General features: G+C 61.8%; 10 protein-coding genes and 1 pseudogene. 5 read left to right on the top strand and 6 right to left on the bottom strand.

Translation table 11 applies throughout. From position 1 onward, the window contains the following. Window positions 1-145 precede the first annotated feature (145 nt). Window positions 146-601 carry a tRNA (uridine(34)/cytosine(34)/5-carboxymethylaminomethyluridine(34)-2'-O)-methyltransferase TrmL gene (gene trmL, locus B3397_RS07580; protein ID WP_296248709.1) on the bottom strand — a complete coding sequence of 152 codons (456 nt, stop codon included), beginning with the start codon at window positions 599-601 and terminating at the stop codon, window positions 146-148. On the opposite strand from trmL, the gene B3397_RS07585 reads away from it, so the two are divergent. Further along, window positions 600-1,040, top strand: coding sequence for a hypothetical protein (locus tag B3397_RS07585; RefSeq protein WP_296248711.1), 441 nt, complete (start codon window positions 600-602; stop codon window positions 1,038-1,040). The genes trmL and B3397_RS07585 overlap by 2 nt on opposite strands. Window positions 1,041-1,805: 765 nt before the next feature. Here the strand turns inward: B3397_RS07585 and ntrC are convergent. The 5 genes from ntrC to glnA form a co-directional block, all read right to left on the bottom strand. Further along, entirely contained in the window at window positions 1,806-3,242 is a 1,437-nt protein-coding gene (ntrC, locus tag B3397_RS07590) for a nitrogen regulation protein NR(I) (RefSeq protein ID WP_296248713.1), read from the bottom strand. Further along, window positions 3,239-4,324: a nitrogen regulation protein NR(II) gene (gene glnL, locus B3397_RS07595; protein ID WP_296248715.1), complete on the bottom strand. Its 1,086-nt coding sequence runs from the start codon at window positions 4,322-4,324 to the stop codon at window positions 3,239-3,241. The genes ntrC and glnL overlap by 4 nt, the downstream gene beginning before the upstream one ends. 276 nt (window positions 4,325-4,600) lie before the next feature. Continuing rightward, on the bottom strand, window positions 4,601-5,197 hold the full coding sequence (locus tag B3397_RS07600; protein ID WP_296248804.1) for a DUF4124 domain-containing protein: 597 nt from the start codon (window positions 5,195-5,197) through the stop codon (window positions 4,601-4,603). Beyond that, window positions 5,197-5,712: a DUF4124 domain-containing protein gene (locus tag B3397_RS07605; protein WP_296248717.1), complete on the bottom strand. Its 516-nt coding sequence runs from the start codon at window positions 5,710-5,712 to the stop codon at window positions 5,197-5,199. Before B3397_RS07605 ends, B3397_RS07600 begins: the two co-directional genes overlap by 1 nt. Before the next feature lie 232 nt (window positions 5,713-5,944). Next, window positions 5,945-7,351, bottom strand: a complete 1,407-nt coding sequence (glnA, locus tag B3397_RS07610) for a glutamate--ammonia ligase (RefSeq protein ID WP_296248719.1) — start codon at window positions 7,349-7,351, stop codon at window positions 5,945-5,947. Between the two features lie 389 nt (window positions 7,352-7,740). On the opposite strand from glnA, the gene thiI reads away from it, so the two are divergent. The 4 genes and pseudogenes from thiI (at window position 7,741) to B3397_RS22520 (ending at window position 13,407) form a co-directional block, all read left to right on the top strand. Next, a complete protein-coding gene (gene thiI / locus B3397_RS07615; protein ID WP_296248721.1) occupies window positions 7,741-9,195 on the top strand; it encodes a tRNA uracil 4-sulfurtransferase ThiI in 1,455 nt (484 codons plus the stop codon). A 151-nt stretch (window positions 9,196-9,346) separates the two neighbouring features. Next, entirely contained in the window at window positions 9,347-11,167 is a 1,821-nt protein-coding gene (typA, locus tag B3397_RS07620; RefSeq protein ID WP_296248723.1) for a translational GTPase TypA, read from the top strand. A 329-nt stretch (window positions 11,168-11,496) separates the two neighbouring features. Then, window positions 11,497-12,012, top strand: a pseudogene (locus B3397_RS22515) (cache domain-containing protein); the annotation flags it as partial. A 210-nt stretch (window positions 12,013-12,222) separates the two neighbouring features. Beyond that, a complete protein-coding gene (locus B3397_RS22520; RefSeq protein ID WP_414704359.1) occupies window positions 12,223-13,407 on the top strand; it encodes a methyl-accepting chemotaxis protein in 1,185 nt (394 codons plus the stop codon). Window positions 13,408-13,570 lie beyond the last annotated feature (163 nt).

Consider the following 13,570-nt stretch of genomic DNA (forward strand, 5'->3'; position numbering starts at 1 on the left):
GCCGCTCCTACAGGGGGGTGGTGGTGTCTGTGTAGGAGCGGCGTAAAGCCGCGAAGAGGCCCTCAAGCCTCACACCAACCCAGATCCCCCATGCACCGCAGCCCCCTGTGGGAGCGGGCTCTGCCCGCGAAGGGGCCTTGGGTGTTCACGCAAATCCCAACTGCCGCCAGCCCTCGTACACCGCCACCGCCACGGTGTTGGACAGGTTCAGGCTGCGGCAGCCTTCGCGCATCGGCAACCGCAGCTTGTGCTCACCGTCCAGCGCGTCCAGCACCTCGGCCGGCAGGCCACGGCTTTCCGGCCCGAACAGGAATGCATCGCCGTGCTGGAAGCTGGCATCATGGAACGGCCGCGAACCCTTGGTGGTGAACGCGAACAACCGGGGTTGCCCCAGGCTTTCCAGGCAACTGGCCAGGTCGGCATGGCGCTTGAGGGTGGCGTATTCGTGGTAGTCGAGCCCGGCGCGGCGCAGGCGCTTGTCGTCAAGCTCGAAACCGATCGGCTCGATCAGGTGCAGGTGGCAGCCGCTGTTGGCGCACAGCCTGATAATGTTGCCGGTATTCGGCGGAATCTCTGGTTGAAAAAGGATCACGTGAAACATGCGCGGCACCCAACTGAAGGACGGGCAGCATTCTACTCCTGATCCGAGCGAGCGTTCGCAACTGTGGCCACGAGTTTTAGGCTCCATGGCGATCTTCGGCCTGTTGATCGGCCTGATGATCGGCCGCCTGGCCAACCCGGAGCCTGCGCATCTGGAGAACATCGAAGTACTGCCCGGCGCCATCGTGCTCTGGTTCAACGACGAGCCCAGGCTGCACAACGAGGAGGTGCAAGGCACGGTGGCGATGCTGTTCGACGCTACCGGCGCGCCCGCCAATGGCCGCCTGCTGGTGGACGGCAAGCCCGTGACCTGGCGCATTCAACGCAGTGACGAAGGGCTGGTGCTGACGGTGGTGGCGGCCCGGGCGTTGCGGGCGGAGTCGGTGGGGGTGCAACGGGATGGGCGCTGGAGGCTGGTGGTCAGCCTCGCGCAGGAATAAAAGAGGGAAACCCCGGCCTGCCTGTACCAAGGCCCCCTAAGAGGGGTGAGTTGCTGGCTGTGAGGCCAGGTCGCTCGGTGTAAATAAGGGGAGTCTCGGCCTGCCTGTACCAAGGTCCCCAAAACGGTATTGCGGTGTTCCAGCCGTGAGGCTGAAGTCGCGGTGTAAAGAAGGGGATTCCCGGCCTGCCTGTACCAAGGTCCCCAAAACAGTGCTGCGGTATTCCAGCCCTTGGGCTGAAGTCGCGGTGTAAAGAAGGGGATTCCCGGCCTGCCTGTACCAAGGTCCCCAAAACAGTTCTGCGGTGTTCCAGCCCTTGGGCTGGAGTCGCGGTGTAAAGAGGGAATCCCCGGCCTGCCTGTACCAAGGTTCCCGAAACTGGGTAATGATTAGTACATTGCAGAGCGCGTGCCAGTTTTGTTTCAGGAGCTTTCAAAAAAGCTCTTTTCATCTCTATGTCCCCGCAAGCCTTTGATTTAACTTGGTTTAATTAATCGTTCAATGGCTGTATTCACTGGCGGGAAGGGAGGCTCTCAATAACGGCGGGCAGAAATGCCGGTTTGCCTGCGCATCGTGCAGGTGCATCGCGCAACCCCAGTGCACAACAAAGGTGTAGCAGCGGCGTAAGCCGCGTCTCTTACCGCCGCACACGTCGCACGCGGGTGTGCACCGCGGTCGCCCCCCCACCGTGGTAGGCGATCTATTGGGTGAGGGTCGGACGCGGCTTACGCCGCTGCTACATTGGTCTCGGGGGGGGGGGGGGGCTTAGGCGTCGTCGGTTTCGTCGTCGTCGGCGCCGTCGACCTTCATGCCCAGTTCCTTGATCTTGCGCGTCAAGGTATTGCGTCCCCAGCCCAGCAGCACGGCTGCGTCACGACGCCGGCCCGCAGTGTGCTTGAGCGCCGTTTCGATCATGATGCGCTCGAAGCTCGGCACCGCGCTGTCGAGCAGGCTCGACTGACCACGCGCCAGGGCCTGATCGGCCCATTGACGCAGGGCCTGCTCCCAGTTGGTCACCGGTGCCGCGTCCTGCGGCAGGCTCAGCAGTTCCGGTGGCAGGTCGCTGATATGCACTTCGCGACCCGACGCCATTACCGTGATCCAGCGGCAGGTGTTCTCAAGCTGGCGAACGTTGCCTGGCCATGGCAGGTTCTTCAGGTATTCCTCGGTCTCGCTTTTCAGCAGCTTGGGCTCGACAGCCAGCTCCTGGGCCGCGCGGCTGAGAAAGTGCTTGGCCAGGGTCGGAATGTCTTCGCGGCGATCCGACAGGCGCGGAATGTGGATACGGATCACATTCAGGCGGTGAAACAAGTCTTCGCGGAACTTGCCGGCGTGCACCAGGGTTTCCAGGTTCTGGTGGGTCGCCGCGATGATGCGCACGTCGACCTTGACCGGCACATGGCCGCCTACCCGGTAGAACTCGCCATCGGCCAAGACGCGCAGCAGCCGGGTCTGAGTATCGGCCGGCATGTCGCCGATTTCATCGAGAAACAGGGTGCCGCCGTCGGCTTGCTCGAAGCGGCCGCGGCGCAGGTTGGCCGCGCCGGTGAACGCGCCTTTCTCGTGACCGAACAGCTCGGACTCCATCAGGTCCTTGGGGATCGCCGCCATGTTCAGCGCAATGAACGGCGAAGCCGCCCGCGGGCTGTGACGGTGCAGGGCGTGGGCCACCAGTTCCTTGCCGGTACCGGATTCACCATTGATCAACACCGTGATGTTGGAATGGCTGAGCCGCCCGATGGCGCGGAAGACCTCCTGCATGGCCGGTGCTTCGCCGATGATTTCCGGCGTGCGGGTCAGCGCTGGTACTTCAGCCAGGCCTTGCTGTTCCTGGGCGTGCTGGTTGGCGCGCTTGACCAGTGACACCGCCTCGTCCACATCGAACGGCTTGGGCAGGTACTCGAACGCGCCTCCCTGATAGGACGCAACGGCGCTGTCCAGGTCGGAATGGGCGGTCATGATGATCACCGGCAGGCGCGGGTGCTGCTCGCGAATGCGCGCCAGCAGGTCCAGGCCGCTGGCCCCCGGCATGCGGATGTCGGAGATGATCACGTCGGGCTGCTGACGAGCCAGGCGACTCATGACTCCATCGGCACTGTCGAAGCTTTGGGTGGTCATGCCCTCTTGTTGCAAGGCTTTTTCCAGTACCCAGCGGATGGAACGGTCGTCATCGACGATCCAGACAGTTTCACTACGGCTCATGACGAAGCGGCTCCTTGTTCCAGCGGCAGGAAGATCGAGAAAGTGGTGTGGCCAGGATGGCTTTCGCACTCGATCAGGCCTTGGTGCTGACTGATGATGTTCTGGGTAATGGCCAGGCCCAGGCCGGTGCCGTCGGGACGACCGCTGACCATGGGATAGAAGATGGTTTCCTGCAGTTCGGCCGGGATGCCGGGGCCGTTATCGGTGATCTCGATCTTGCTGACCAGACGATGGCGGGTGTGGCCAATGGTGAACTGGCGCATGGCCCGGGTGCGCAGGCTGATGCGGCCCAGGCGCAGTTCGTTCTGCGCGCTGATGGCCTGCATGGCGTTGCGTACGATGTTTAGTACAGCCTGGATCATCTGCTCGCGGTCGATCAGCACGTCCGGAATGCTGGGGTCATAGTCACGCACCAGCGTGATGCAGCCCTGGCTTTCGGCTTCGACCAGGTTGGCGACGCGCTCCAGCACCTCGTGGATGTTGGTCATGGCCAGCGACGGCAGCTTGTTGGAGCCCAGCATGCGGTCGACCAGATTACGCAGCCGGTCGGACTCCTCGATGATGACGTTGGTGTAGTCCTTGAGGCTTTCCTCGGGCAGCTCGCGGGCCAGCAACTGTGCTGCACCGCGAATACCCCCCAGGGGGTTCTTGATTTCGTGGGCCAGGCCACGCACCAGCATCTTGGTGGTTTCCTGTTTCGACAGCTGAGCCTCTTCCTTGGTGATGCGCAGCAGGCGATCGCGTGGATGAACCTCCAGCAGCAGCAGCGTTTCACCTTTGCTCAGGATGGGCGTCACGGCGTAGTCGACCGTGAGGGTCTGGCCGGTGAGTGCGGTCAGCATGGCTTCGCGCTTGGTGAACGGGTGAGCCTGTTCCACCGCCTGGCGCAGCGAGTTCAGCGCTTCGGTGGATTCGGTGAACAGCTCGCTGATGAACTGGCCATGGCTGCGTTGCCCACTGATGGCCAGCAACATCTCGGCTGCGGGATTCATGTACTCGAGGCGCAGGTCGGCGTTGAGCAGAATGGTGGCAGTGGTGAGGTTGTCGAGTAACAGTCGGTGCAGTGCATCGCTGATGGTCATTGGGGCTGGTGACCTCTTTTGGCACAAGGCGCCCGCGGCAAGGCCCGGGGTCGCGCGCGAATTAATCCGCTGATGGCCTGAAAATGCAAAAACTAAACCAAGGCTCCGAAAAGAAGCGCCGATTCTGAAAATAAGCGCTTTGACTGCCCACATCCTGACTCTAGCCGGCTTCAGCGACGCTTGCGCGAACCAAAATGGGATGACGCGATGTGGTTAGCACAATAAATCGCACCGTTCTGGTGCTCAAGTGTTGCAAGGTGTAAAGCCGATGACGAATCAGTCGTCATCCTCGGGCTTGTCCTTGAGCGGGCATTCGGGGCGCACACCGTACTCGGCGCGCTTGCAGGGGTGAACGCGGCGTTTCTGGATCAGGGAAATACGCTGCAGGTGCACCGGTTGCGCCGGCGTTCGCTCGATAACGTAGTCGTCGTAATCGATGATTTCGGCGGCCAGGGTATGGGTGCCGCGGTCGACGTTCTTCAGCGCGAACACCGGGCTGCGGCCAGGCTCCTGAGCGACGTTGCCGTCTAGCAGCAAGCGATAGCGGTGGCCCTCCTGCAAAGCCGGCTCGCTGGTGACGGTCACGATCAGTTCGCCGTTCTCTTCGCGCACGGCAGTGTCCGGCAGCGGCAGCAGAATGCGCAGCATCTGGTAGCGCACGGCGGGGGGACGTTTCACCGCAGGTATCGTGACGCTGCGTTGAGGCGCGGCGGGCGCCGGGTTGACGCTGGGGGCGGCGGGCATCTGCAGACGCTGTGCGCCCTTGTGCGGCTGGTCGGTATAGACCCGATTGCCGTTGGCGTCCACGTAGGTGTACACAGCGGCCTGGGTGCTGCCGGCCAGCAAGGCGAGGAGCATCAACAAGGTGCGCATCACGGCAGGTGCACCCGCTGGACAGTGAAGGTCACCGTCTCGCTCTGCTGCAGCACTGCCTGCTGGCTGTCCAGTACCTCGACCGCCAGGCTGTGTTCGCCACGGTCGACATTGACCAGCTGCAGGCGTGGCACGTTGGCCGGCTGCCCGTAGGGCTGGCCGTCCAGCACCAGGCGCAGCGTGTCGCCGGGCCGCAGGCGTGGTTGAATCGCCACGCCGACATCGAAGGTGCCGTTGTTGGCGCGCAGGGCTTCTTCGGTGGGCAGGCCGGTGAGTGCCAGTGTCTGGTAGGTGGTCTGGGGCACCTGCACGGTGGTTGCCGGCAGGGTGGTGGGTGCGGGCTTGCGCACACTCTCGACGCTGTTCAGCGGCGGCAACTCGATGCTCTGGCTGGGGCGGCCGTCTGGCGGTTGGTTGCTGTAGGCGGTGTTGCCGTTGGCGTCGGTGTACTTATAGATCTGTGCGGCGGCGGGCAGGGTGACCAGCAACAGCAGGCAGATAAGGGCTGAGCGCATGAAGACTTCTCTGTGTGGCGCTTTCATCGGGCCAGCATAGAGCAATGGGCGGTTGGGTGCATTGTTTAGGATGGTTGGCAGGGGGTGGGATAGGGGGTGAATGGTCCCCTCACCCCAGCCCTCTCCCTGAGGGAGAGGGAGCTAAAGGCACACCGCGTACTGCCCCCTCTCCCCCAAATCAACCCCAAAAAAAAAGACCACCCGAGGGTGGCCTTCTTTTCAAATCACCGAATCAGACGCTGTAGTACAGGTCGTATTCCAGTGGGTGTACGAAGGTACGTACCTTGATTTCTTCTTCGCTTTTCAGGTGAATGAAAGCATCGATGAAGTCGTCGCTGAATACGCCGCCCTTGGTCAGGAACGCACGACCCTTGTCCAGCTCTTCCAGGGCTTCTTTCAGGCTGCCGCAAACTTGTGGGATCTCTTTCGCCTCTTCAGGCGGCAGGTCGTACAGGTTCTTGTCGGCTGCATCGCCAGGGTGGATCTTGTTCTGGATGCCGTCCAGGCCAGCCATCAGCAGCGCAGCGAAAGCCAGGTACGGGTTGGCAGCCGGGTCCGGGAAGCGTGCTTCGATACGACGGCCTTTAGGGCTGTTGACGTAAGGAATACGGATGGAGGCGGAACGGTTGCGAGCCGAGTAGGCCAGCATTACCGGAGCTTCGAAACCTGGGACCAGACGCTTGTAGGAGTTGGTCGACGGGTTGGTGAAGCCGTTCAGTGCCTTACCGTGCTTGATGATGCCGCCGATGAAGAACAGGGCGGTGTCGGACAGGCCGGCATAGCCTTCGCCAGCGAAGGTGTTCTTGCCATCCTTGGAGATGGACATGTGCACGTGCATACCCGAACCGTTGTCACCGTACAGTGGCTTAGGCATGAAGGTAGCGGTGCGGCCGTAGGCGTCGGCCACATTGTGAACGACGTACTTGAGGGTCTGAACTTCGTCAGCCTTCTTCACCAGCGTGTTGAACTTCACACCGATTTCGTTCTGGCCAGCGGTGGCCACTTCGTGGTGGTGAACTTCGACGACCTGGCCCATCTCTTCCAGTGCGTTGCACATAGCAGTACGGATTTCGTGGTCGTGGTCGACCGGTGGCACTGGGAAGTAGCCGCCCTTGACGCCTGGACGGTGGCCTTTGTTGCCGCCGTCCACGTCCTGGTCGGTCATCCAGGAAGCTTGTTCCGAGAAGATCTTGAACATGGAGCCGGAGATGTCCGACTTGAACTTCACTTCGTCGAAGATGAAGAATTCAGGCTCTGGACCGACGAATACGGTGTCGCCGATACCGGTCGACTTCAGGTATTCCTCGGCGCGGTGAGCGATGGCGCGTGGGTCGCGATCGTAACCTTGCATGGTCGAAGGTTCGATGATGTCGCAGACCAGGATCAGGGTAGGCTCTTCGGTGAACGGGTCCAGAACGGCGGTTTCGTCGTCCGGCAGCAGGATCATGTCGCTCGCTTCGATGCCTTTCCAGCCTTCGATGGAGGAACCGTCGAACATCTTGCCGACTTCAAAGAAGTCGTCGTCCAGAGCATCGCGCGCTGGCATGGTGACGTGCTGCTGCTTGCCTTTTGTGTCAGTGAAGCGCAGATCAATCCACTTGACGTCATGATCTTTGATGAGTTGAACCGACTTCGACATGTTGTCCTCCGGGGTGGATTAGGGCCGGTAATGGTAGGGCCCTTAAATTTGGGTGATGCCGGGCGCGATAGTCGGCCAAGGCAACCTGCCTCACAAGGGAGCAATTTGCATGCCAGTGCCCCGAGATGGGCAATCCCCCAACCCACACCCCCTGTAGCAGCGGCGTAAGCCGCGTCCACCCCCGACCCCATAAGGAAAACCCCCACGCAGCCATAAACAGAACGCCGCTCACCCCCACGCCAACGGCGCCCACCATTGGTGCGCCAAATTTCCGCAACGCTCCAAATCAGTGCACAAAAGCCGTTCGTACGATAACTGGTCAAAGCTTGAGCAATTTCCGCTATAATCCGCGCCCCTCTTTTCCGGCTGGCATTTCGCGCGCTGTTTTCATGAAACTTATCGTAAAAGTCTTTCCAGAAATCACCATCAAGAGCCCGCCGGTGCGCAAGCGGTTCATCCGCCAGCTCGCCAAGAACATCCGCATGGTGCTCCGCGACCTGGACCCCAAGCTGGTGGTCAATGGCGTGTGGGACAATCTTGAGGTGCAGACCCAGCTCGCAGACCCGAAGGTCCTGCGGGAGATGACCGAGCGCCTGAGCTGCACGCCCGGCATCGCGCATTTCCTGCAAGTGGACGAATACCCGCTGGGCGATATGGACGACATCGTGGCCAAGTGCAAGGCGCACTTCGGCCCGCTGCTGCCTGGAAAGATCTTTTCGGTGCGCACCAAGCGCGCCGGCAAACACAGCTTCACCTCGATGGACGTCGACCGCGTGGTCGGCAGCCAGCTGCGTCAGCAGTGCGGCGCCGCCGGTATCGATTTGAAGAAGCCCGACGTGGTGGTGCGCCTGGAAATTCGCGACCAGCGCCTGTTCGTCATTCATGGCAAACACGACGGCATGGGCGGCTATCCGCTCGGCGCGCTGGAGCAGACCCTGGTATTGATGTCCGGTGGTTTCGATTCCACCGTGGCCGCCTACCAGATGATGCGCCGTGGGCTGATGACTCACTTCTGCTTCTTCAACCTGGGTGGCCGTGCCCACGAACTGGGCGTGATGGAAGTGGCCCATTTCCTCTGGAAGAAGTACGGCAGCTCCCAGCGCGTGCTGTTCATCAGCGTGCCGTTCGAAGAAGTGCTGGGGGAAATCCTCGGCAAGGTCGACAACAGTCATATGGGCGTGATCCTCAAGCGCATGATGCTGCGCGCCGCCACTCGTCTGGCCGACGACCTGAAGATTCCGGCGTTGGTGACCGGCGAGGCCATCTCGCAAGTGTCCAGCCAGACCTTGCCGAACCTGTCCGCCATCGATTCGGCCACCGAGAAACTGGTGCTGCGTCCGCTGCTGGCCAGCCACAAGCAGGACATCATCGACCAGGCCGTTGAAATTGGGACTGCCGATTTTGCCAAACACATGCCAGAATATTGCGGCGTGATATCGGTCAACCCGACCACCAACGCCAAATTGCCGCGTGTCGTCCATGAAGAGAAATCGTTCGACATGGCCGTGCTGGAGCGAGCGTTGGAGCGCGCCAAGCTGGTGTCTATCGATGAAGTGATCGACCAGCTGGGCCAGGACATCGAGGTCGAGGAGGTCAGCGAAGCGCTGGCCGGCCAGGTGATCATCGACATCCGCCACCCCGATGCACAGGAAGACGAGCCGCTCGAGCTCGACGGCATCGAGGTCAAGGCAATGCCTTTTTATGCCCTGAACAATCGCTTCAAGGAGCTGGATTTCACGCGCCAGTACTTGCTGTATTGCGACAAGGGCGTCATGAGCCGACTGCATGCTCACCATCTGTTGAGTGAGGGACATGCCAATGTGCGCGTTTATCGTCCGACATAGAGTTCCGGGGTTGAATGGCGGGAGCATCCGCCATCGCCCTCCCGATTTGCAGGCGGCGCAGGAACAACGGCGCCCCTGACCGAATTCGCTGTTTATTAATATTCGCCACGTAACATGCGCGGCAACCGAATCCTCTGATCGAGATACACAAGTGATCGAAAATCTACGCAACATCGCCATCATTGCTCACGTTGACCATGGTAAAACCACCCTGGTAGACAAACTCCTGCGTCAATCCGGCACCCTGGAGCGCAACGAGCTCAACGACGAGCGCGTGATGGACTCCAACGACCAGGAAAAAGAGCGCGGCATTACCATTCTGGCCAAGAACACCGCCATCAACTGGAACGGCTACCACATCAACATCGTGGACACCCCGGGCCACGCCGACTTCGGTGGTGAAGTAGAGCGCGTGATGTCGATGGTCGACTCCGTACTGCTGCTGGTCGATGCTCAAGACGGCCCTATGCCGCAAACTCGCTTCGTGACCAAGAAGGCTTTCGAAGCCGGCCTGCGTCCGATCGTCTGCATCAACAAGGTCGACCGTCCAGGCGCGCGTCCTGATTGGGTTCTGGACCAGATCTTCGACCTGTTCGACAACCTCGGTGCCACCGAAGAACAGCTGGACTTCAAAGTCGTCTACGCCTCGGCCCTGAACGGTATTGCCGGTCTGGACCACACCGACATGGCCGAAGACATGACCCCGCTGTACCAGTCGATCGTCGACAACGTTCCAGCACCGGCTGTCGACCGCGAAGGTCCGTTCCAGATGCAGATCTCGGCTCTGGACTACAACAGCTTCCTGGGCGTCATCGGTGTAGGCCGTATCGCCCGTGGTTCGGTCAAGCCGAACACCCCGGTCGTGGCCATCGGTGCCGACGGCAAGAAGCGCAACGGCCGTATCCTCAAGCTGATGGGTCACCACGGTCTGCACCGTGTAGACGTCGAAGAAGCCGCTGCTGGCGACATCGTCTGCATCAGCGGTATGGACTCGCTGTTCATCTCCGACACCCTGTGCCACCCGGACACCGTCGAGGCGATGAAGCCGCTGACCGTCGACGAGCCGACCGTTTCCATGACCTTCCAGGTCAACGACTCGCCGTTCTGCGGTAAAGAAGGCAAGTTCGTCACCAGCCGTAACATCAAGGACCGTCTGGACAAAGAGCTGCTCTACAACGTTGCCCTGCGCGTTGAAGAAGGCGACTCGGCCGACAAGTTCAAGGTCTCCGGCCGTGGTGAGCTGCACCTCTCGGTACTGATCGAAACCATGCGTCGCGAAGGCTTCGAAATGGGCGTCGGTCGTCCGGAAGTGATCATCCGTCAGGTGGACGGCGAGAAGCAGGAACCGTTCGAAAACGTCACCATCGACACCCCTGAAGAATCCCAGGGCAAGGTCATGGAAGAGATGGGTCTGCGTAAGGGCGACCTGACCAACATGGTGCCGGATGGCAAGGGCCGTGTGCGTCTGGAGTACAACATCCCTGCTCGTGGTCTGATCGGTTTCCGTAACCAGTTCCTGACCCTGACCAACGGTGCTGGCATCCTGACCTCGATCTTCGACCGCTACGCGCCGATGAAGTCCGGCCACATGTCCGGCCGTCAGAACGGCGTACTGGTTTCGGTCGAAACCGGCAAGGCACTGACCTACTCCCTGGAAACCCTGCAGGCGCGCGGCAAGCTGTTCGTCGAGCACGGTCAGGAGATCTACAACGGTCAGATCGTTGGCTTGAACAGCCGCGACACCGACATGGGCGTCAACCCAACCAAAGGCAAGAAGCTGGACAACATGCGTGCCTCGGGTAAAGACGAGACCATCGCTCTGGTTCCGCCAGTTCGCTTCACCTTGGAACAGGCCCTGGAATTCATCCAGGACGACGAGCTGTGCGAAGTCACGCCGAAGTCGATCCGTCTGCGCAAGAAGATCCTGGACGAAGGCGAGCGTACCCGCGCTGCCAAGAAAGCCAAGAACTGATTCGTAGTTCCGGTTGACCGAAAAGCCCCCGCCGCGCAAGCGTCCGGGGGCTTTTTCATGAGGGTGTTCTGGCTTGGCTGGCCAGAACAGCCAGACGCCGCAGCTTCCTTGTGGCAGTGGGTGCTACCCGCGACGGCGTCCGCCCGCCGCAGCCCATGCATTCCATCGCCCGATCCTCCAGTTTTCCTGGCCAAGGCCGATAGCGCAGGCAATATCGATTCCCTCCGAAGGGGGCCCCTGTGAGCCTGTTACCCACCAAGATCATGTCCCGCTTCAGCCTGGGCATCGCCTTCATCCTGTTGATCACCGCCGCTGCGATCTACGCGGTCATGGTGCTCAGCGGCGAGCCCAAGCTGATTCATTCCAATACCCTGAGCGCCGAGCAGTCGGCCACCGCCATCGCCCGGCAATTATCGATCAAGCTCGGTGAAATCGAAGGTCGCGTCTCGGCCCTGGCCAGTCTCGGCGCAACGCTGCCGGCCGATGTAGAGCAGGTCAAGGCCAGCCTGGCGCCGATCATCGACTCCCAGGGTGACGCCGCGATTGCCGGGGGCGGCTTGTGGCCCGAGCCCAATGCTTTCAGCGCCGGTGTCGAGCGGCGCAGTTTCTACTGGGCGCGGACCGGCCAAGGCAGCCTGGGCTATTCCGAGGAGTACAACGGCAGCGGCGTGGACGCCTATCAAGCGGCCGATTGGTATGTGCAGGGCAAAGGTTCGACGCCGGGCCATTGCGCCTGGTCCGATGCCTACCAAGATCCGGTCAGCAAGATTCTGATGACCACCTGCACCATTCCCTACAGCCGTGACGGCCGTTTCGCTGGCGTCGCGACCATCGACCTGACGCTGACGGGGTTGGCGGACTTTCTCAAGTCCAACGGCCAGGTCACCGGTGGCTACGCCTTTGCCATCGATCCCTCGGGCAAGGTGCTGTACTTCCCGGCTCAAGGCGGCAAGGCCGCGCCGGCCGACGAAGCGGGGCTGGTTGCGGCCTATCCCTGGTTCAAAGGCGTGAGCGACTGGCGCGCCAGCCGCAGCAGTGCGGCGCAGACGTTTCATGTGGAGCGCGACGAGCAACTGGGCGGCGCTGGCTACATCAGCCTGACCCGGGTCCCGGCCACCGGTTGGGTAGTGGGGCTGGCGACGCCGCAGGCGCATATGACCGGCATTGCCAGCAAGCTTACCGTCGACATCCTGACCACCTTGCTGCCGATTCTGGCGCTGGTGTTCGGCCTGGCCTGGCTGGCCGGTCGTGCGTTGTTCAAGCAGATCAACGAAACCACCGACCAGATCAACAAGCTGGGCGACGAGGGCGGCGGTGCGCGTTCGGAGCTGGACGTGGCGCGCCCCGACGAGATCGGTCTGTTGCGCCAGGCGGTCAATCGCTACGCCGGTAACCTGCGTAGCCTGCTGCGGGCGATTGCCGACGAGTCGGTGCGCCTGCAGTCGCAGTCAGACCATGTGGCGCGGTTGTCGGTGGTCATGGCCGAGCGTGCCGAGATCCAGCGCCAGGACAATACGTTGCTGGCCACGGCCATCACCGAGATGTCCTCCAGTGCCCAGGAGGTGGCCTCCAACACCACCGACTGTTCCGATACCGCGCAGGTGTCGTTGTCCACCGCGCGCAAGAGTCAGGTGCATCTGGAGCAGAACAGCCAGACCATCGACTCTCTGACCGGTGACATCGCCAGCGCCGCCCAGGCCATTACCAGCCTTGGCCAGGACATCGAAGGCGTCAGCGGCGTGCTCGATGTGATCAAGGCCATCTCGGCCCAGACCAACCTGCTGGCCTTGAACGCCGCCATCGAGGCGGCCCGTGCCGGTGAGCAGGGCCGTGGTTTTGCCGTGGTTGCCGATGAAGTACGCACCCTGGCAGGGCGCACGCAGACCTCGGCCGACGAGATCCAGCAGATGATCGGCGAGTTGCGCCAGGCCTCGGTGCGCGCAGTGGATACCATGGTGGCCGGCGAGGACCGCACGCGCACGGTGGTGCAACAGGCGGATGCGCTGAGCGCGTCGCTGGGCAGTACGGTGGTGGGCTTCGACGATATCGTGCAGCGCACCCAGCAGATCGCCGTGGCGGCCCAGGAGCAGAGCCATGTCACCCAGGAGATCAACGAGCTGGCGGTGCGGATTCACGCGGCAAGCGAGGAGGGCGCTCGGGATGCGTCGAGCTTGAGTGAGTTGAGCCAGGGGATGCAGGAGTTGTCGGGGCGGTTGGCGGGGTTGAGTCGGCAGGTTTGAGGACGGCGGTGAATGGTCCCCTCACCCCAGCCCTCTCCCTGAGGGAGAGGGGGCTAAAAGCAGTACGCGGTGTTGCGAGTGGCGGTGATCGGCCCCTCTCCCTGAGGGAGAGGGAGCTAAAAGCAGTACGCGGTGTTGCGAGTGGCGGTGATCGGCTCCCTCT

This window comes from Pseudomonas sp. UBA4194, from assembly GCF_002379585.1.
Classification (GTDB): domain Bacteria; phylum Pseudomonadota; class Gammaproteobacteria; order Pseudomonadales; family Pseudomonadaceae; genus Aquipseudomonas.

Excerpts from the sequence above, each read along its gene's own strand:
- B3397_RS07585 (WP_296248711.1), top strand. The coding sequence starts at position 600 with ATGCGCGGCACCCAACTGAAGGACGGGCAGCATTCTACTCCTGATCCG.
- trmL (WP_296248709.1), bottom strand. The coding sequence starts at position 601 with ATGTTTCACGTGATCCTTTTTCAACCAGAGATTCCGCCGAATACCGGC.
- ntrC (WP_296248713.1), bottom strand. The coding sequence starts at position 3,242 with ATGAGCCGTAGTGAAACTGTCTGGATCGTCGATGACGACCGTTCCATC.
- glnL (WP_296248715.1), bottom strand. The coding sequence starts at position 4,324 with ATGACCATCAGCGATGCACTGCACCGACTGTTACTCGACAACCTCACC.
- B3397_RS07600 (WP_296248804.1), bottom strand. The coding sequence starts at position 5,197 with ATGCGCACCTTGTTGATGCTCCTCGCCTTGCTGGCCGGCAGCACCCAG.
- B3397_RS07605 (WP_296248717.1), bottom strand. The coding sequence starts at position 5,712 with ATGCGCTCAGCCCTTATCTGCCTGCTGTTGCTGGTCACCCTGCCCGCC.
- glnA (WP_296248719.1), bottom strand. The coding sequence starts at position 7,351 with ATGTCGAAGTCGGTTCAACTCATCAAAGATCATGACGTCAAGTGGATT.
- thiI (WP_296248721.1), top strand. The coding sequence starts at position 7,741 with ATGAAACTTATCGTAAAAGTCTTTCCAGAAATCACCATCAAGAGCCCG.